Genomic DNA, 18,227 nt, shown 5'->3' with positions numbered 1-18,227 from the left:
AGCCAGGCCACCACCCTGGTACCCGCTGCCTTCCTGCGCTTTGACCCGCGTTCCCATGCCCGACCTGCCCCTGCCCGCGCTGCCCCCCGACCTGCCCGCCGCCGAGGACCTGCTGCGCGTGCTGCTCGACATTTCGCAGAGCGGCCTGATGCTGATGCGGCCGGTGTACGACACGGCCGGCACTACCATCGTCGACCTGGCCATCACCTACCTCAGCCCCGCCGCCCAGCGCATGCTGCGGCTGCCCGAGCGGCCCGCCGAGTCGTTCCGGACGATTTACCCCACGGCGGAAACGGCCGGCGTGTTTGCTTTTTACCGCGACGCCTTTCTTTCGGGGCAGGTGGAACGGCGCCAGAACAACTACCAGTTCGACGGCCTCGACGGCTACTTCCTGCTGGTGGCCCGGCGGCAGGGCGACGTGCTGGCGGTGAGTTTCCACGACACCAACGACCAGCCCCGCACCGCCGCCGAGCAGGAGTTGCGCGCCAGCCAGGCCCGCGAGCTGCAAGCCCGCGCTGCGGCCGAGCGCGAGCGCAACCTGCTGCAGGCCATGCTGACGCAGGCGCCGGTGGCCTTTGCCCTGTTTCAGGGGCCGGAGCTGCGCATTGCGTCGGCCAATGCGCAGGTGTGCGCCATCTGGCAGCGCACGCCGGCGCAATTACTCGGCCAGCCCTTGCTGGACGCCCTGCCGGAACTGCGCGGCCAGGGGTTTGACGACCTGCTGCGCCAGGTGCTGGACACCCGCGTGCCCGTCGTGGGCCGGGAAACCCCCGCCCAGCTCCTGCGCGACGGGCGGCTGCAAACCTCGTATTATGATTTCGTGTACCAGCCGCTGCTGGGGCCCAACGATGAAGTGTTGGGCGTGGTCGACATCGCGGTGGAAGTCACGGAGCAGGTGCTGGCCCGCCAGCGCGTGCAGGAACTCAACGAGGAGCTGGCCGCCATCAACGAGGAGCTGCGGGCCAGCAACGACGAGTTCCTGACCACCAACACCGCCCTCACCCACTCGCAACAGGCCCTCTCCGACCTCAACCAGGAGCTGGAAGCCCACGTGGCCGAGCGCACCCGGGAAGTGCTGGCGCAGCAAGCCCTGTTTCGCCAGATTCTGGGCCAGGTGCCGGCCTTCATTGCCACGCTGGAAGGCCCGCAGCACCGCTACACCTTTTTCAACGAGCCCTACCAACAGCTTTCCGGGGGCCGCACCCGGCTGGGCCGCACCGTGGCCGAGGTGTTTCCGGAAGTGGTGCCGCAGGGCTTCATTGGCTTGCTCGACAAGGTGTACGCCACGGGGGAGCCGTTTGTGGGCAAAGAAATGCTGGCCGAGCTGCTAAACCCCGCCACCGGCCGCCCCGAGCCCATTTACGTCGACTTCGTGTACCAGCCCATGCGCGACGCGGCCGGCCACACCGCCGGCATCCTGGCCTTTATACTCGATTCGACGGCCAAAGTGCAGGCCCGCCAGGCCACCGAAGCCACCGCCCAGCGCCTGCGCCTGCTCACCGACGCCCTGCCCGTGCTCATCGGCTACCTCGACCGCGAGCGGCGCTACCGGTTCGCCAACCACGCCTACCGCGCCTGGTTCAACCGCGACCCGGCCGCGCTGCTGGGCCAGCCCGTGCGCGAGGTGGTGGGCGAAGCCGCCTACGCGGCCACCGAAGGTTACATGGCCCGCGCCCTGGCCGGCGAGCGGCTGTCGTTTGAAGCCCGCATGCCCTACCGCGAGAACTTCGTGAAGCATATCCGCACCGACTACATCCCGGACGTGCAAAACGGCGAGGTGGTGGGCTTCTACTCGCTCGTCACCGACGTGACGGAGCAGGTGCGGGCCCGCCAGCAGGTGCAGGAGCTGAACGAGGAGCTGGCCGCCATCAACGAAGAGCTGCTGGCCGCCAACGAGGAGCTGCGCGACACCAACGACCGCCTGAGCCACACCAACGTGGACCTGGACACGTTTGTGTACACGGCTTCGCACGACCTCAAGGCCCCCATCGCCAACATCGAGGGCCTGCTGCTGGCCCTGGAAGACCAGTTGCCGCCCCCTGTGCGCCAGGACCCCGACGTGACCTACCTGCTGGGCCTCATGCGCGGCTCGGTGGCCCGTTTCCAGCGCACCCTCGTGCACCTCACCGACGTGAGCAAGCTGCAGCAGGCCCACGCCGAGCCCTCGGAAGCCGTGAATCTGGCCGCGCTGGTTGACGCGGTGCGCCTCGACCTGGCGCCCGCCCTGGCCGCGGCCGGGGGACGGCTCGAAGTAAACGTGGCCGCCTGCCCCACGGTGCGCTTCTCGCCCAAAAACCTGCGCAGCATCCTCTACAACCTGCTTTCGAACGCCATCAAGTATCGTCACCCCGACCGGCCGCCGGTGGTGCGGCTGCATGCCAGCTGCCCCGCCGGCCAGGTGCGGCTCGAAGTGCAGGACAACGGCCTCGGCTTGAGCGAAGCCCAGCAAAGCAAGCTCTTCGTGATGTTTCGGCGCCTGCACACCCACGTGGAGGGCAGCGGCGTGGGCCTGTACATGGTGAAGCGCATGGCTGAAAACGCCGGCGGCCGCGTGGCGGTGCAGAGCCGGCCCGGCGAGGGCTCCACTTTTGCGGTGCTGCTGCCCGGCTCCGACCCAACCCCCGGGCCGCCCCGTACGTAGGCAGGGGCTATGCCCAAACTTACCAGCGTGCTGCTGGTCGACGACGACCCGACCAATAACTTCCTCAACCAACGCCTTCTCAAGCGCCTCGACGTGGCCGAGCGCATTCTGGTGGCCGAAAATGGCCAGGAGGCGCTGGCCGTGCTGCGCCAGGCCGGCGCGGGGCTGCAGCCCAGCTACCCGTCGCTTATTCTGCTCGATATCCAGATGCCCGTCATGAACGGCATCGAGTTTTTGCAGGCCTTTCAGCTGCTGCCCCCGGCCCAGCGCCACGCCACCACCGTGGTAGTGCTCACCACGTCGATGGACGCGCGCGACCTCAGTCGCCTGGAAGCGCTGCCCGCCGCCGGCCGCGTCAACAAGCCCCTGACTCAGGAAAAGCTCGACACCGTGCTGCAGCTGCACTTCCAGCGCCAGCGCCCCTGCTAAGATTCAAAAGCACGTCATGCTGAATACAAAAACGTCATGCTGAGCGCAGTCGAAGCATCTCGCGTGTGGTAGTACACCAATCGTTCAACGATGCGAGCGAGATGCTTCGACTGCGCTCAGCATGACGTTGCAGGAGCGTTTTTACACGCTATAAGCCCCAAAAAGCCTCGTCAACTAAAGACGAGGCTTTTTTATGCCTGACTACTGGCCCTACTCCCGCAGCAGCTTCCAGTTCACCGACAGGTTGAGCACACGGCCTTCTACCGGCGCCCAGAGTTCGGGGAAGAAGGGGTCGGCGGGGTTGCCGAGCGCCACGGCTTCGCGGCGCGTCTGGCGGTAGTCGAACAGGTTCTCAGCGTTGAGGATGACGGTCCAGGGGCCGGTGGTGTAGCGCACCAGCGCCGCCGCAATGGGGTAGCCGGGCCGCGCGGAGCCGTCGTCGAGGTACTGGCGGCCGGTATAGCTGGCCTCGATACCCAGGGCCAGGTGCTTGCCCACCCCCTGAGTGGCCACGGTGGCCAGCTTGTGGCGGGCCGCCAGCGGCACGTTGGGGTGGGCGGCGTCGTAGCGGCGGCGGGCGTGGGTGTAGAGGTAGCCGAGGTAGATTTCGGTTTCATCGTAGCGCAGGCGGGCATAGCTTTCCAGGCCCTGGCTCACGGTGGACGCGTCGGCGTTGTACCAATACCGGGGCTCCTGATAGTAGTTGAACAGAGGGGTGGCGTAGTCCTGCTGCGGCTCGCTTAGCACCAGCGGAGCTTGCAGGCGCGTATAGAAAAAGCCCTGGTTGAGGTTCAGGCTGAGGCCGGAGGCAAAGCGGTGCTGGTAGTTCACGTCGCCGTTGAGGCCCTGGCTGCGCTCGGCGCGCACGTTTTGCAGGGGCTGCACCCGCGGGATTTCGCGCTCGTCCAGGTCGTTCACGTAGGGCACGGGCACGCGGTAGCCGTAGCCGCCGTTCAGGCGCAGCGTAAAGTCGGCGCTGGCCTTGAAGAGCACGGCGGCCCGGGGCAGCAGGAAGTTGCCGTACACGTTGTGGTGGTCGAGGCGCAGGCCGCCCTGCACGCTGAGCGCGGGCGTGAGCTGCCAGTCGTCCTGCACGAAGCCGCCCGTGGTGGCGTAGGTGTAGTCGTTGAGCAGCGGCGTCCGGCTTTCGGTGTAAAGAGGCCGGAAGTCTTCGCCCAGCACGTTGAGGCCGCCCACCAGGGTGTGGGGACCGTAGCGGTGCAGGTAGCTTACTTCCGAATAATACGACACCTGCCGGGCCGCGTAGGCTACGGTATTGGTATTCACGCCGCGCCGAAACCAACTGGCGGTGCCCTTCACGGTGAGGCTGCCGCCGGCCAGGCTGTCCTGGGTGTAGATAAGGTCGGCGGAGTGGCGCTGGGTGCGGTTCGTGACGAAGAACTGGGGCCTGGCGACGCTGTTTTGTTCCTGCACCACGGCCGCGCTGCCGCCCTGGCGGTCTTCCACGGTGCCGGTGTAGCCGAGGGCCAGCTGGCCGTTCTTGGGGTAAAAAAACAGGCGCGGGTGCACCGTAAAGTTGCGCAGCCGGGGCACGTCCACGAAGCCGTCGCCGTCCACGTCGGTGCTTTGCTGGGCCGTGCCGCCGAGGAACAGCGTGTAGCCCGCCCGCTGGTTGCGCCCGCTGGCAAAGCCGTTGAGGTTGCTTTCGCGCAGCGTCGACTGGTTGGCTGTGACGGTGAGCTGCGGGCCGTTCAGCACCGGCGACTTGCTCACCAGATTCACCAGCCCGGCAATGGCGCCGCCGCCGTAGAGCGTCGAGCTGGAGCCCTTGATGAGCTCAATCTGGCGCAAATCGAGCGGCGGAATCTGCAGGATGCCGAACGAGCCCGAGTAGCCGCCCAGCAGCGGCAGGCCGTCGCGCAGAATCTGCGAATAGCGCCCCGGCAGGCCCTGAATGCGCAGGTCGGCGTTGCCGGTGGTGGGCGAAGTGGGCTGAATCTGGGTGCCCGCGATGTCGCCGAGCAGCGAGGCAATGTTGCCGGGCTTGATGCCGTTTTCCTCCACCAGCTCTTCTTCGCCGATTACCTCCACGCGGGTGGGCAGGTCTTCGAGGCGCGAGTTGGTGCGCGTGGCCGTCACCAGCACTTCTTCTTCGATGGCCTCGGCGCTGGGAGCCAGCTGCAGCGTGAGCGTGGCGCCCGCGGCGGGCGCGGCCACCAGCTGCGGCCGGTAGCCCAGGGCCTCCACGTGCAGGCGGGTGCCGGGCGCGGGGGCCGGCGTCAGCACGGCCGCGCCGCGCACGTCGGTGGCCGCGCCCACGCCGGTGCCGGGCACGCTCACGCTGCCCCCAATCACGGGGGCCTGGCTCAGCGAGTCGCGCAGCAGGACCGTGAGCGACTGCGCCCGGCCGCTGGCCGGCAGCAGCGCCAGCATCGTCAGCAGCACCAGCCCGCCGCACCCGCCCAGCCGCGCGAAGAAAAAGAACAGCCTCATTAAGCAGAAGGATTCGTTGGAAAACCGGCATACGGCGCAGCCGCCCGCGGGGCCGAAATATCCTGGGCTGGCGGTGAGTGCCTGGTGAAGTCGTGCGGCCACGCGTTTTTGCCAGCTTCCAGAGCTTGGTTTCCAGCAGCTGGCAGGAATAATCAAAAATATTTTAACCCGCGTGTAACGTTCGGTTTCATCGGCGGTATCCACATTCGAAAGCCCCAATCGCCGGTCTTATGAAAGCCAATACTTCCCGTAGCCCCGGCCACTTGCCTTCGCCGCCCCACCGGCTACAGCCGTGGGCGAAACGCCCGCTACAGCCCGTCCCAACCACCGGCCGCCCTGCTCAGTGAGCACAGACCCAGCCCCGAACAAAATTTCTTCAAAAATTTTGTTTCTGATTATCAACAAGTAAAGCAACCATTATAAAGAAATTCGCATCCTCACAACAACAGTACCTTGCTTTACAAAGTACCTACCATACATTTGTACTGTTCGTCGCCCAGTACTATAACTCACACCACTGCCGCCGCCTCCCAACCCGCCTTTTTTCTGCACCTATTCACCTTTTTTCTGCAAAAAATTCATCCTCACCTTTTTTCTGTAAAAACCATGAAACGTTCCATCTCCCTCCGCACCGCCACCGCCCAACTCCAAGCCGGCGCCGCCGCTTCGTTCCAACGCCTGACCTCGGCCCCGGTGCTACGCGCCTTGCTGCTCGGCGGCCTGGCCGTGCTCGGCACCGCCGCCACCGCCCTGGCCCAGGACGCTCCTTCCGTGAAAGCCAAGCAGGCCGACGCCCAGGGCCTGTTCCTCACTGTGGAAAACCCCACCCGGAAGCTGATGCAGGTGAAAGTCGTTTCGCTGGCCAAGTACGCTTGCCTGACCAACGAAGTGAACCACAAGGCTTCCTACGGCAGCCAGCTCAACTTTAAAGGGGTGCCCGCCGGCCAGTACGCCGTGCTGGTGCGCGTGGGCCGCGAGCGGTACCGCTACAACGTGCAGGTGCAAAACGACCAGCAAACCACCATTTCGGTGCGCGAGCTGACCGGCACCCAAGCCCCCGCAATGGTGGCCTCGACTGCCCGTTAATCCCACCCCAACCACCGCGGGGGCCTGGCGACGAGGCCCCCGCGACACGATTCGGCCCCTGATGACGCAGTGCCCCGCACTGCGCCGCCAGGGGCCGAGTCGTGTTTGGCGGAAACGGCTACGCGGCCTGCGCCACGGGGCCTTTGCGGCTGTACTTGTCGCGGTAGGCCAGCGGCGACACGCCCGTGAGGCGCTTAAACAGCGTCCGAAACGCCTTGGTGTCGGAGTAGCCCACCGAGTACATCACCTCGCTCACATTGTCCTGCGACGATTCCAGGCTCATTTTGGCGGCTTCAATCTTCACGCGCTGCACGTATTCGGCCACGGCGTTGCCGGTGGCTTTACGGAAGCGGCGCTCGAAGTTGCGGCGGCTCAGGCAGCTGCGCGCGGCTAAGTCGTCGATAGATATTTTGCCCGCCACGTGCTGCTCGATGAATTCCTGGGCTTTTCGGATGGGCTCGTCGTCGTGCGCCTTTTGCCCCTGGAAGATGACGAAGGGCGACTGGCTGTGGCGCCCGATGTCAATCTGAAACACCTTGGCGCAGCACACGGCCACGTCGCGGCTCACGTGCTTTTCGATGAGGTAGAGCACCAGGTTGAGGTAGGAATAGGCCCCGCCGCTGCTGTAGAGGCCTTCCTGGTCGGTGATGACCTGCTCGGGCACGAGGTGCACGGCCGGGTAGAGGGCCGCAAACTGCGGGGCGCCGAGCCAGTGTGTCGCGCACTTTTTGCCGTCCATGAGGCCGGTGGCGGCCAGGATGAACGCGCCCAGACACAGGCTGGCCACTTCGGCCCCGGCCTGGTGTTGCCGCACTATCCAGGGCAGAAATTCCTGGTTGAGGGCCACGGCTTCCACCAAATCGCCGTGCGGGGCGGGGATGAGGATGAGGTCGGTGCGGAAGTCTTCGTCCAGCAGGCGGTCTGCGCGCAGCGTGAACAGGCCGCGGTTGAAGGCCTTGTGCCGGGTGAGGCCCACCAGCTCAACCTGGAAAGCGGGCGCCTGCCCCAGGCTCGCCAGCAGGTCGTTGACCTGGCTTAGGACCTTGTGCGGGCCTTCGATGCTGCCGACCACGGCCTCGCCGGCCGGCACCAGAATGGATACGTGCTTCATGGCCCAAATGTAGGCACAAGGCTGCCGCATTCAGCCCCCCATTTGGGCGCAACTGCCCCTGTTGGCGCGCCGGCTTTGCTAATACCTTTGCTAAACCAATTAGGAATGCTAAAGCCGTCACCAACCTCTCACTTACTTTAAAATACCCCGCCATGAAACCCCGCACCACCGCTCGTCTCTATTGGGGCCTCACCATTCTGTTTTGCCTGATGATGCTGGCCGACGGCGTCGCCGGCCTCGTGCACGAGCACAACGGCGTGGTGGCCATGCAGCAACTCGGCTACCCCGTGTACATCATGGACATCACCGGCGCGGCCAAAATCCTGGGCGCCCTGGCTTTGCTCCAGACCAAGTTTCGCACCCTGAAGGAATGGGCGTATGCCGGCTTCGCCATTGATTTTGTGGGGGCCGGCGCCTCGGTGCTCTTCGCGGGCATGGGCGCGGCGGCCGCCATCCCGGCCCTGGTGATGCTGGCGGTGCTGCTGGGCATGTATTTCCTGTGGAAGCGCACCCTGGCCAACGCCCGGGCAGGCGCTGAAACGCCAGAAACTGCGGCGGCTTTCGCGACCCCGGTGGCGGCGGTGTAGTCATCGCTTTGCCGTCCTGTTTTATTACCAACCATCTCAACTCATTCACCCCAAACCCCTGCACATCCCATGGTTCACCTCAGCCCTTACCTCTTCTTCAACGGCAACTGCCGCGAAGCCCTCGCCTTCTACCAAAGCTGCTTGGGCGGCGAGCTCAACCTTGTGCGCTACGGCGATTCGCCGGCGGCGGCGCACCTGCCGGCCGATGCCCAGGAAAACATCATGCACGGCACCCTCACCACCAAAGATTTCATCCTTATGGCGTCCGATACCGGCCGAATGGGCGGCAGTCTCACCGTGGGCAACAACCTGCGGATGAGCTTGCACTTCGACAACGACCCCGAAATCGAAGCCACCTTTGCCCGGCTGAGCGACGGGGGCGAGGTCATCGACGCGCTGGCCGACATGCCCTGGGGCGGCAAATTCGGCACGCTGGCCGACCGGTTTGGCATCGCGTGGATGTTCAATTTCCAGCGCGTTCCCAACGAATAGTTCTCAACCTTCTATACCCTGAAGCTATGTGCAAAGTAATTGCCGCCGAATTTCTTACGCTGGATGGCGTAATGGAAGACCCCGCCCCCTGGACCTGCTCTGACTTCAACGACGAGTTGGGCGAGTTTCAGCAAGAACTGCTTTTTGCCAGCGACGCCCTGCTGCTGGGCCGCGTCACCTACGAAGGCTTTGCCGCCGCCTGGCCCGGCATGACCGACGAAACCGGCTTCGCCGCCCGCATGAACGGCCTGCCCAAGTACGTGGCCTCGCGCACCCTGCAAACCGCCGGCTGGAACGCCGAAATCATACGGGGCGACGTGGCAACCGAGGTGGCGAAGCTGAAGCAGGAGCCCGGCCAGAACCTGCTCATCTACGGCAGTGGCCAGCTGGTGCAGTACCTACGCCAACACGGTTTGATTGACGAGTACCGCCTGATGGTGTTTCCGGTGCTGCTGGGCAGCGGCAAGCGCCTCTTTGCCGAGCCCGGCCCCAGAGCAGCCATGAAACTGATTTCGAGCTACACCACCAGCACCGGCGTGCTCGTGCTCACCTACGAACGCGCCTGAACGAGTGCCCGCGCGCGTTACTTTGGCCCGCCAGAGCCCGCACGGTTCTACTGGGCCGAAGCAACTGCGCGGGCGCTCGCGCGAGTCTCAATCCTCTTACCACAAATGGACCTGAAACTTCAACTCATCCCCGTGCCGGTGGCCGACATCGACCGCGCCAAAGCCTTCTACACCGAGCAGGTCGGCTTCCGGCTCGACCACGACGTGCGGCCCAGCGCCAGGGTGCGCGTGGTGCAGCTCACGCCGCCCGGCTCGGCTTGCTCCATTGTGCTGGGCGCGGGCATGGCCGGCATCGCAATGGCGCCGGGCTCGCTCCGGGGCCTGCACCTGGTGGTCGATGACATTGCCGCGGCCCGCGCCGAGCTGGCCGGCCGGGGCGTGGGCATGGGCGAAATCCAGGACCTGGGCGGCATCAAATACGCCGGCTTCCGCGACCCCGACGGCAACACCTGGACCTTGCAGGAAATGGCCGGGGGCCGGTAGGGCAGCGAACAGAACTCCTAATCATGGCATCAGGCCGGATTTTAGCTAGTTCGGGACACTGCACAATTTGCTGTATTTCATTCTGGTGCATTAAAAAACCAGTGGTTCGCATCGGCCAGCCGGCCAAGACTTCATGCCGCTTTTTATCCATCAACGACTTGCTGCCTGAGCGCTCGTTGACTTTTCACGACTAGTCATTCAACACAACATACTTTCAACATGAGAAAGCTGGTTTTATTCGCACACATTTCTCTGGACGGTTTTGCCGGAGACGTTCACGGCGGCCTCGACTTTTTGTCTTATAACGAAGAGCTTCAACAGTTTGCCGACGACCTAGTGCAAACGGTGGGTGCGCCGCTTTACGGCAAAAACACGTATCATTTAATGCAAGGCTATTGGCCCACCGTGCTGACCAACCCCACGGCCACGCCCCAGGCGCTGGCGCACGCCCGCTGGGTGCAGGAAATCCCGAAAATTGTCTTTTCAACCACACTACCCAGCGCGGGCTGGAACAACACCACGCTGGTCAAAGACAAGGTGGTGGAAGAGGTGAATAAACTGAAACAGCAACCCGGCAAGGACTTGGTGGTGTTTGGTAGCCCGGGCCTCTCCAAAAGCCTGATGAATCTCGGACTGGTGGACGAATACAAATTGACGTTGCATCCCGTGCTATTGGGGGAAGGCATCAGCCTGTTCGACGGCAGTACGCGGCGGAGTAATTTGAAGCTATTAGCATCAAAAACGCTCGGTTCTGGGGTAATCATATTGCATTACGGGGCGCGGTAAGCGTCTAGGAAAGAAACCCTCCCCCTCGTTCGCCGACGAAAAAGCTGCGCTACCCCGCCGCCGGCAGCGTGAAGCGGAAGGTGCTGCCGCTGCCCAGCTCGCTTTCCACCCACAGCCGCCCGCCCTGCGTGCCGATGAACTCGCGGGCAATGCTCAGGCCCAGGCCCGAGCCGCCGCGGTAGCCGCTGGGGTCGGGCAGTTGGGCGAAGCGCTGGAATATTTTTTCGTGGTGCTCCGGCGCAATGCCCGGCCCCCGGTCCTGCACGCTCACCTGCACAAACGCCCCGGCCCGGCCCACCCGCACGGTCAGAAATTCGCCCGCGGGCGAGTAGCGAATGGCATTAGCCAGCAGGTTGATGAGCACCCAGGTGGTTTTTTCCACGTCGGCGCGCACGGCGGGCAGCGTGGGCGCCAGGTGCAGGTCGAGGCGTAGCTGCTTGTCGGCCAGCTGGGGCTGCACGGTGGCGGTGGCAAAGCGTACCACGTCGGACAGGTCGGTGGGCCGCACGTCGAGCTGAATGCCGGCACCGGCGTCGAGGCGCGACACGTCGAGCAGTTCGCCCACCATGCGCTGCAGGCGCTGGGTTTCCTGGCGGATGTAGCCGGTCACGCGCTGGCGCTCGTCGGCGGGCAGGCGCTCATCCTGCAGCAGCTTGGTGTTGAGGTTGATGCTGGAAAGCGGCGTTTTGAGCTCGTGCGACACGGTGGCCAGGAAGTTCGATTTCACCTGGTCGAGCTTTTTGAAATCCGACACGTTGCGCAGGGTGAGGATGTGGCCCACGAATTCGGTTTTCTCCGTGGCTTCGTTGAACGACACCAAATCCTGCACCGCCAGCCGGTAAAACGCTTCCTCGCCGCGCTGGGTGATGTGCAGCAGCGGCGCTTCGGCCACGGCGGCTTCCCGGTTGGGCGCGTCCAGGGGCCGCAGCATGGCCTGGAAAAGGTCGTTTTCGAGGCGCACGGTGGCGGCGGGGCGGCCCACCAGCTGGGTGGCGGGCAGGGCCAGCAGCTCGCACATCACGGGGTTGGCCAGCAGAATGCGGCGGGTTTCATCGAGCAGCAGCAGGCCCTCGTCCAGCGTGTTCACGATGCTGGCGGCGCGGTTGCGCTCGGTGATGAGCTCGGCTTCGGTGGAGGTGCGGTATTCGCGCAACTGGCCCAGCATGCGGTTGAAGGCCCGCGCCACCTGCCCGAACTCGTCGTGGCTTTCCTGCGGAATGCTGGCCGAAAAGTCGCGCTCGATGGCGTGGTTGAGGGCGGCCGTGAGCTTGCGCAGGGGCTGCACGGCGGCTTCGGGCACGCTGCCCACCAGGGCCAGGGCCAGCAGCACAGCCAGCGTGATAAAGATGAGCAGGTTGCGGTTGGCCTGGTCGGCGCGCTGGTTGGCGGCTTCGGTTTTGCGGTTTAGCGCGTCGGTGTTCAGGGCCATCATGCGGTAGGTGAGCTCGCCGAGGGCAAAAGGCTCGCTCACACCCTCCGCGGCGGCGCTTTGGGGGCGGGCGGGCCGCCGGGCCTGCTGCTGGCGCCGCTGCAGCTGCTGCGTGAGCTGCCAGCACTCGTCCACCAGCTGCTGCTCGCCGGGCTCGGTTACGTTGCGGCCTTCTTCGCGCAGGGCCGCCACGAAACGGGCCGTGCCCGCCGTGTCGGCCAGCGGCTGCCGGGCCAGCTGGTCGAGGCTGCGCAGCATCTGCAGGCCCAGATTCACGGAATACAGGTTGGCCTTGAGCACGTCGCGCGAGCTGCGGTCGAGCTGCCGCAGCGAGTAATACGCGTAGCCCCCGATGCTGAGCACCAGCAGCAGCATGGCCAGGAAACCCAGGTTGATTTTGGTTTTGAGGTTCATTTCATTAAGACTCCGAGGGCCGTCATGCCGAGCGCAGCGCAGCATCTTTACTGCGCAACGCAATCCAATTAAAATAGCTACTGCTGTGGTAAAGATGCTGCGCTGCGCTCGGCATGACGGCCTTTTTACAGTTTAATACGTCACCAAATACACATCCACATCCCGGCCGTCAGCAGCCACGGCGCGCAGCAGCTCATTCGTCACGCCGCGCCGGCTCACTTGTTCCCACACGCTTTTCTCGCGGGTGATGCCGCACACCAGCAACGTGGCATTTTTTTCCTGCGCCACCCGCCGAATGGCGCCCACAATGTCGTCGTCCTTCACCCGCAGAATCTGGGCGCCGAGTTCGGTGGCGAGTTGCAGGTTGTTGAGCAAATGCCGTTGCGTGGCCAGGCCGATGCGGTCGGCGGTTTCGCGGCCGGTTTGCACGTAGAGCACGTACCAGGCGGCGGCCGAAAACCGGTCGGCCAGCCGCGAGGCCTTGCGAATGATTTCGCGGGCAGCCCGGTCGTTGGAGTTGATGCAGGCCAGCAGGCGGTCGTCGTTGCGGCGGGCGGCGGCCACGGCGGGCGCCCCGCCGGCTTCCGATTCCACTTGCCGGCCCAGCAGCTGGGCCACTTCGCGCACCGCCAGCCGCCGCAGCTGCAGCAGGTTTTCGGCCCGGAAGAAGTTGGCCAGCGCGGTGGGCACTTTGGCCGCGTCATAGATTTTGCCTTCTTCCAAGCGCGCGCGTAGCTCGCCCACGGTCAGGTCCACGTTCACCACCTCGTCGGCCTGTTTCAATAGCTGGTCGGGGATGCGCTCGGTCACGTCGGTGCCCGTGATTTTCAGCACCTGGTCGTGCAGGCTTTCGAGGTGCTGCACGTTCACGGCCGTTATCACCGAAATGCCCTGAGCGACCAGAAATTCCACGTCCTGCCAACGCTTGTCGTGGCGCGAGCCGGGCACGTTCGAGTGGGCCAGCTCATCCACCACCACCACCTGCGGCCGGCGCTGAACGATGGCTTCCACATCCATTTCTTCCAGTCCCCGGCCTTTGTAAAAAACCTGTTTCCGGGGCAGCAGGGGCACGTTTTTTAGCTCGGCCACGGTACCGGGGCGGCCGTGGGTTTCCACGTAGCCGAGCAGCACGTCCACGCCGTGCCGGTACAGGTCGTGGGCTTCCTGCAGCAGGCGGTAGGTTTTGCCCACGCCCGCGGCCAGGCCCAGGTAGATTTTGAGCGTGCCGCGCCGCTTGGCCTGCACCAGGCGCAGGAACCGCTCGGCGGAGATATCGCGGAGGTCTTGCTCAGACATGGGAAGAAAGAGTTTGAGGCAGTATCACGAACAAGGGCCGTCCTGCTGCGCGCAGCCGCTAGAATGAAATGGCAATGCTCGTGGTCAGGTTGCCGTAGCTCTCGTTGCTCGCATTGTCGCTGCGGGCAAAAACTCCATTGATGCCGTTCAGGTACCGGCCTTCTACCCGAAATACCACGTTGTCGGCCGGGGCATAATCCAGGTTAAGGGAACCCCCAGCCACGCGGAAATCAGCATCCGTAGCTTCGGGCTTAATGCTTTGAATAAGCACGCCGCGCTCGGCGTAATAGTACTCGCCGCGCAACGTGGCCGAAAGCTTATCGGCCAGCTTGTATTTGACGAAGGCCGAGGCCGCGTGCCAGGTATCGTACTTTTCTGAGGCCACGCCCTGCTGCTTGCCCACGTCGAACACCAGCGCCAGATTGGTGCGCCTGGTGGCGGCGTAGGTGATGTAGAAATCGTGGAAATACCGCCGGCGCACGGCCTCCGCGCTGGGCTGCTCGTTGCCATAAAAAGTACTGCTGTTAATGAGCACCTTATCCGAAGGCTTCCACTGCAGCTGGGTGCCGAGGGCTTTGGCCTGGTTGGTTTCGCGGATGTTCTGCCAGCCGTTCAGCACCAGTCCGGCCAGGGTCAGCTTGGGGCCGACCTCATAAGTCAAGCGCGCACCCGACTCGTAGTAAGGCGAATTTTCGGCCATGATGGAGCGCGTCAGCGTCCAGTTGTCCTTCGAAATGGCCGACTCGAACCCAATGTGTGAGCCGAAAATGCCCATATCCAACCAGGCTTTGGCGAAGGGCCGAAACCCAGCGTAGGCTTCGTACACGTGTTGCAGCACGGGGTCCTCGTTGGCATAGTTGGCCGAGACGTAGGTGCCCGCGTGCAGGCCCAGCGCGCCGCGCACCTTGCCATCGTCGTAGCGCAGGCCAATGAGGGCTTGGTTGATGGTGAACTCGTTCTGGCGGCCGTGCGAGTACAGGAACGACTGGCGGTTGTTGCCGTTGGCGTGGTCGAAATCGTAGCCGTAATACCCATCCACGAAGCCGTAGGTGGTGAGCGGGCCGGGCGCGGGCGCAGCAGGTGGCGCGGGCGCGGCGGGCGGCGGCACGGCCAGGGCCGGGTCGGTGGTGGGAGTGGTTTGGGCCAGGGCGGCACTCGTGCTCAAGGCGATGAGGGCAGGCAATAAGAGGTATTTCATGGAGAACCGGCGGGCCTCAGGCCTCGCCAAAAGAATAAAAAGAGTTACGCCACGCAGGGCGGCGCAGTCACTAAATCGTTGCTTAACCTCGGCCATTACAAGCCCGAAAGTGCATCCAGGGCCAGGTTGAGCTTTAGCACGTTCACGTGGTCGGGGCCGAGGGTGCCGGGCTCGATTTGCTGGCGCACCAGCGCTTCCACGCGGGCGGCATCCAGCCGGCGCACGTGCGCCACGCGGGGCACCTGCACCAGCGCGCCGGCCGGCGAAAGGTGCGGGTCGAGGCCCGAGCCGCTGGCGGTAATTAACTCAGCGGGTACGTCGGCGGCTTTCACGCCGGGGTTTTGCAGCAGGAAGGTATCGAGCCGGGCTTTCACCACGGCCAGGTATTCGGGGTTGCTGGGGCCCTTGTTGGAGCCGCTGCTGGCGTCGGCGTGGTAGTCGGCGGCCGAGGGGCGGGAGTTGAAATACTCGGGCTTGTCGAATTTCTGGCCCACGTTGGCGAAGCCCACCACGCGGCCGTTTTTAGCAATCTGGACGCCCTCGCCGTGGCCGGGCGCAAGTTGGGCAGCGGCCCACACCAAGGCAGGGTACAGCACGCAGCACAATACCATCATGGCGAGGGTGAGGCGAAGGGCGGAAAAGAGTTGGGATTTCATGGGTTGGAATTTGGCGGTCAAACTCCCCTCCTCAGATGAGGAGGGGACGCTGGCGCGAAGCGTCAGCTGGGGTGGTTGAAGTCGTTGAACGACTTGCGTTGAGGTTATGCAGCGTGAAGCGTTTGGCTGATTTAGCGCAGGTTTCGTTCGGGTGTCGTTCAACGGATTCCCTCCGGTGGCACCACCCGCGTCCGAGCCTGCGGCTCGAACATCCCCTCCTCATCTGAGGAGGGGAGTTTGTCGTTCTGGTTTACAAAAACGCACCCACGACCAAGTCAATAATCTTAATCCCGATGAAGGGCACCACCACTCCGCCTAGGCCGTAAATGAGCAGGTTGCGGCGGAGCAGGGCCGAGGCCCCGACTGGCTTATACGCCACGCCTTTTAGCGCCAGCGGCACCAGGGCCGGGATGATGATGGCGTTGAAAATCACGGCCGAGAGAATGGCCGACTGCGGCGACTTCAGGCCCATAATATTCAGGGCACCCAGGGCCGGAATGGCCACCATGAACAGCGCCGGCACGATGGCGAAGTACTTGGCTACGTCGTTGGCGATGCTGAAGGTGGTGAGCGTGCCGCGCGTCATGAGCAGCTGCTTGCCGATTTCGACCACTTCGATGAGCTTGGTGGGGTCGTTGTCGAGGTCGACCATGTTGCCGGCTTCCTTGGCGGCCTGGGTGCCCGAGTTCATAGCCACTCCTACATCGGCCTGGGCCAGGGCGGGGGCGTCGTTGGTGCCGTCGCCCATCATGGCCACCAGCTTGCCCTGCTGCTGCTCGGTGCGGATGTACTGCATCTTGTCCTCCGGCTTGGCTTCGGCAATGAAGTCATCCACGCCGGCTTTTTCGGCAATGAATTTGGCGGTAAGCGGGTTGTCGCCGGTCACCATCACCGTCTTGATGCCCATGGCCCGCAGGCGTGCAAACCGCTCCTGAATGCCGGGCTTGATGATGTCCTGCAGCTCCACCACGCCCAGCACCCGGTCGTTTTCGCTCACCACGAGCGGGGTGCCGCCGTTGCTGGCCACCGTTTTTACGCGGTCGGCCACGTCGTTGTGGTAGGTTTGGCCGGCCTGTTCGGCCAGCTTGCGGATGGCATCGGCCGCGCCCTTGCGAATGCGGGCACCGCTGGCCAGCGTCACGCCGGAGCTGCGGGTTTCGGCCGTGAACTTGATGAGTTCGGCCCCGTTCAGGCGGCTTTGCAGCTGCGCGGGGTCCACTTTGTTGTCGCGGGCCAGCTCCACAATGCTCTTGCCCTCGGGCGTTTCATCGGTGAGGGAGCTCACGGTGGCCTGCTCGATGAACTCCTGCATGGGCACGCCCGGCGCGGGCCAGAAGTGCGTGGCCTTGCGGTTGCCGATGGTGATGGTGCCGGTTTTATCAAGCAGCAGCACGTCGATGTCGCCGGCCGTTTCCACGGCTTTGCCGCTCTTGGTGATGACGTTGGCGCGCAGGGCGCGGTCCATGCCCGCAATGCCGATGGCCGAGAGCAGCCCGCCAATGGTGGTCGGAATCAGGCACACGAACAGCGCGATAAACGAGGCCACCGCAATGGGCGTTTTCGAGTATTCGGCGAAAGGCTGCAACGTCACGCACACAATCACGAACACCAGCGTGAAGCCCGCCAGCAGGATGGTGAGGGCAATCTCGTTCGGCGTTTTCTGCCGCGAAGCCCCTTCCACCAGCGCAATCATCTTGTCGAGAAACGACTCGCCGGGCGCGGTGGTCACCTGCACCACAATGCGGTCGGAAAGCACCTTGGTGCCGCCCGTCACGCTGGATTTATCGCCGCCCGCCTCCCGAATCACGGGGGCCGACTCGCCGGTAATGGCCGACTCGTCAATCGTAGCCAGGCCCTCGATAATCTCGCCGTCGGTGGGAATAATCTCCCCGGCTTCAACTACGAACACCTGGCCCTTCTGGAGCTGGGCCGATGAAACGGCCTGCATCTGACCGTTGTCGAGGCGCACGTTGGCGGGCGTGTCCTGGCGGGTTTTGCGGAGCGAATCGGCCTGGGCTTTGCCCCGCGCTTCGGCAATGGCCTCGGCGAAATTGGCAAACAGCAAGGTCAGAAACAGCACCACGAACACCGTGAAGTTGTAGCCGAAGCTGCCCTGCGCCGCATCGGGCTTAAAGAGCAGGCCGATGGTGACGAAGAACATTACCACTGTCCCGATTTCCACGGTGAACATCACCGGATTGCGGAACATGGTGCGCGGGTCGAGCTTGACGAAGGCCTGGCCGACGGCTTCGCGGACCAGCGCGGGTTGAAACAAAGATTGGGATTGGGAAGCCATGTTAAAAGAGAATCAAAGGGCGGGACGGCCCGTGGGGCGTATGAGCAAGCACTTTGCCTGTATGAGGAGGCCTGTGGCGTGTATAAGGAGGCGCGTGGCGTGTGTCAGCGAGCGCGTGGCGTGTGTCAGCGAGCTCGTGACGTGTATGAGCAGGCGCGAGACGTGTGTGAGCAGGCGCGAGACGTGTGTAATCGGGCGCGAGGCGTGTGTAATCGAGCGCGTGGCGTGTGTAATCGAGCGCGAGACGTGTGTAAGGAGACGCGAGGCGTGTGTAAGGAGACGCGCGGCGTGTGTAAGCGGGTG

Annotated in this window: 15 protein-coding genes; 8 read left to right on the top strand and 7 right to left on the bottom strand. The window is 64.1% G+C overall.

Annotated elements, in window-relative coordinates; genetic code table 11:
* Positions 1-55: 55 nt before the first annotated feature.
* Positions 56-2,641 (top strand): PAS domain-containing protein, encoded by a 2,586-nt coding sequence (locus I2H31_RS16845; RefSeq protein WP_196294216.1) that lies wholly within the window; start codon positions 56-58, stop codon positions 2,639-2,641.
* A gap of 9 nt (positions 2,642-2,650) precedes the next feature.
* Positions 2,651-3,070, top strand: a complete 420-nt coding sequence (locus I2H31_RS16840; RefSeq protein ID WP_196294215.1) for a response regulator — start codon at positions 2,651-2,653, stop codon at positions 3,068-3,070.
* 210 nt (positions 3,071-3,280) lie between these two features.
* On the opposite strand, the gene I2H31_RS16835 is transcribed toward I2H31_RS16840, so the two are convergent.
* Entirely contained in the window at positions 3,281-5,524 is a 2,244-nt protein-coding gene (locus tag I2H31_RS16835; protein ID WP_196294214.1) for a TonB-dependent receptor, read from the bottom strand.
* A 606-nt stretch (positions 5,525-6,130) separates the two neighbouring features.
* Here I2H31_RS16835 and I2H31_RS16830 point away from each other — a divergent pair.
* On the top strand, positions 6,131-6,610 hold the full coding sequence (locus I2H31_RS16830; protein ID WP_196294213.1) for a hypothetical protein: 480 nt from the start codon (positions 6,131-6,133) through the stop codon (positions 6,608-6,610).
* A gap of 118 nt (positions 6,611-6,728) precedes the next feature.
* Here I2H31_RS16830 and I2H31_RS16825 read toward each other — a convergent pair whose 3' ends face one another.
* Positions 6,729-7,721: a GlxA family transcriptional regulator gene (locus I2H31_RS16825; RefSeq protein ID WP_196294212.1), complete on the bottom strand. Its 993-nt coding sequence runs from the start codon at positions 7,719-7,721 to the stop codon at positions 6,729-6,731.
* Positions 7,722-7,873: 152 nt separating this feature from the next.
* Between I2H31_RS16825 and I2H31_RS16820 the strand changes: the two genes are divergently transcribed.
* From I2H31_RS16820 to I2H31_RS16800, 5 genes are all read left to right on the top strand, one after another.
* Positions 7,874-8,308 (top strand): DoxX family protein, encoded by a 435-nt coding sequence (locus tag I2H31_RS16820; RefSeq protein ID WP_196294211.1) that lies wholly within the window; start codon positions 7,874-7,876, stop codon positions 8,306-8,308.
* A 69-nt stretch (positions 8,309-8,377) separates the two neighbouring features.
* On the top strand, positions 8,378-8,800 hold the full coding sequence (locus I2H31_RS16815; protein WP_196294210.1) for a VOC family protein: 423 nt from the start codon (positions 8,378-8,380) through the stop codon (positions 8,798-8,800).
* A 26-nt stretch (positions 8,801-8,826) separates the two neighbouring features.
* Positions 8,827-9,366, top strand: a complete 540-nt coding sequence (locus I2H31_RS16810; protein ID WP_196294209.1) for a dihydrofolate reductase family protein — start codon at positions 8,827-8,829, stop codon at positions 9,364-9,366.
* 105 nt (positions 9,367-9,471) lie between these two features.
* A complete protein-coding gene (locus tag I2H31_RS16805; protein WP_196294208.1) occupies positions 9,472-9,849 on the top strand; it encodes a VOC family protein in 378 nt (125 codons plus the stop codon).
* A gap of 219 nt (positions 9,850-10,068) precedes the next feature.
* Positions 10,069-10,635: a dihydrofolate reductase family protein gene (locus I2H31_RS16800; protein ID WP_196294207.1), complete on the top strand. Its 567-nt coding sequence runs from the start codon at positions 10,069-10,071 to the stop codon at positions 10,633-10,635.
* A gap of 49 nt (positions 10,636-10,684) precedes the next feature.
* Here I2H31_RS16800 and I2H31_RS16795 read toward each other — a convergent pair whose 3' ends face one another.
* From I2H31_RS16795 to kdpB, 5 genes are all read right to left on the bottom strand, one after another.
* The gene (locus I2H31_RS16795; RefSeq protein ID WP_196294206.1) at positions 10,685-12,478 is read right to left on the bottom strand and encodes a HAMP domain-containing sensor histidine kinase; all 1,794 of its coding nucleotides are present in this window, start codon (positions 12,476-12,478) and stop codon (positions 10,685-10,687) included.
* A 132-nt stretch (positions 12,479-12,610) separates the two neighbouring features.
* On the bottom strand, positions 12,611-13,774 hold the full coding sequence (locus I2H31_RS16790; protein WP_196294205.1) for a sensor protein KdpD: 1,164 nt from the start codon (positions 13,772-13,774) through the stop codon (positions 12,611-12,613).
* Between the two features lie 58 nt (positions 13,775-13,832).
* Positions 13,833-14,972 (bottom strand): porin, encoded by a 1,140-nt coding sequence (locus I2H31_RS16785; RefSeq protein ID WP_196294204.1) that lies wholly within the window; start codon positions 14,970-14,972, stop codon positions 13,833-13,835.
* 95 nt (positions 14,973-15,067) lie between these two features.
* Complete coding sequence (gene kdpC, locus I2H31_RS16780; RefSeq protein WP_196294203.1) at positions 15,068-15,628, bottom strand: potassium-transporting ATPase subunit KdpC; 561 nt, start codon at positions 15,626-15,628, stop codon at positions 15,068-15,070.
* Between the two features lie 250 nt (positions 15,629-15,878).
* Positions 15,879-17,924, bottom strand: coding sequence for a potassium-transporting ATPase subunit KdpB (kdpB, locus tag I2H31_RS16775; RefSeq protein ID WP_196294202.1), 2,046 nt, complete (start codon positions 17,922-17,924; stop codon positions 15,879-15,881).
* Positions 17,925-18,227 lie beyond the last annotated feature (303 nt).

Origin of the sequence: Hymenobacter ruricola (assembly GCF_015694525.1) — a bacterium.
Classification (GTDB): Bacteria; Bacteroidota; Bacteroidia; order Cytophagales; family Hymenobacteraceae; genus Hymenobacter; species Hymenobacter ruricola.
The sequence above is the reverse complement of the archived record's forward strand: the minus strand, read 5'-3'. Positions and strand labels throughout refer to the sequence as shown.

What these genes read in the sequence shown, in the direction of transcription:
- I2H31_RS16835 (WP_196294214.1), bottom strand. Translation starts at nt 5,524, where the DNA reads ATGAGGCTGTTCTTTTTCTTCGCGCGGCTGGGCGGGTGCGGCGGGCTG.
- I2H31_RS16830 (WP_196294213.1), top strand. Translation starts at nt 6,131, where the DNA reads ATGAAACGTTCCATCTCCCTCCGCACCGCCACCGCCCAACTCCAAGCC.
- I2H31_RS16820 (WP_196294211.1), top strand. Translation starts at nt 7,874, where the DNA reads ATGAAACCCCGCACCACCGCTCGTCTCTATTGGGGCCTCACCATTCTG.
- I2H31_RS16785 (WP_196294204.1), bottom strand. Translation starts at nt 14,972, where the DNA reads ATGAAATACCTCTTATTGCCTGCCCTCATCGCCTTGAGCACGAGTGCC.
- I2H31_RS16825 (WP_196294212.1), bottom strand. Translation starts at nt 7,721, where the DNA reads ATGAAGCACGTATCCATTCTGGTGCCGGCCGGCGAGGCCGTGGTCGGC.
- kdpB (WP_196294202.1), bottom strand. Translation starts at nt 17,924, where the DNA reads ATGGCTTCCCAATCCCAATCTTTGTTTCAACCCGCGCTGGTCCGCGAA.
- I2H31_RS16810 (WP_196294209.1), top strand. Translation starts at nt 8,827, where the DNA reads ATGTGCAAAGTAATTGCCGCCGAATTTCTTACGCTGGATGGCGTAATG.
- I2H31_RS16800 (WP_196294207.1), top strand. Translation starts at nt 10,069, where the DNA reads ATGAGAAAGCTGGTTTTATTCGCACACATTTCTCTGGACGGTTTTGCC.
- I2H31_RS16815 (WP_196294210.1), top strand. Translation starts at nt 8,378, where the DNA reads ATGGTTCACCTCAGCCCTTACCTCTTCTTCAACGGCAACTGCCGCGAA.
- I2H31_RS16845 (WP_196294216.1), top strand. Translation starts at nt 56, where the DNA reads ATGCCCGACCTGCCCCTGCCCGCGCTGCCCCCCGACCTGCCCGCCGCC.
- I2H31_RS16805 (WP_196294208.1), top strand. Translation starts at nt 9,472, where the DNA reads ATGGACCTGAAACTTCAACTCATCCCCGTGCCGGTGGCCGACATCGAC.
- I2H31_RS16795 (WP_196294206.1), bottom strand. Translation starts at nt 12,478, where the DNA reads ATGAACCTCAAAACCAAAATCAACCTGGGTTTCCTGGCCATGCTGCTG.
- I2H31_RS16790 (WP_196294205.1), bottom strand. Translation starts at nt 13,774, where the DNA reads ATGTCTGAGCAAGACCTCCGCGATATCTCCGCCGAGCGGTTCCTGCGC.
- I2H31_RS16840 (WP_196294215.1), top strand. Translation starts at nt 2,651, where the DNA reads ATGCCCAAACTTACCAGCGTGCTGCTGGTCGACGACGACCCGACCAAT.
- kdpC (WP_196294203.1), bottom strand. Translation starts at nt 15,628, where the DNA reads ATGAAATCCCAACTCTTTTCCGCCCTTCGCCTCACCCTCGCCATGATG.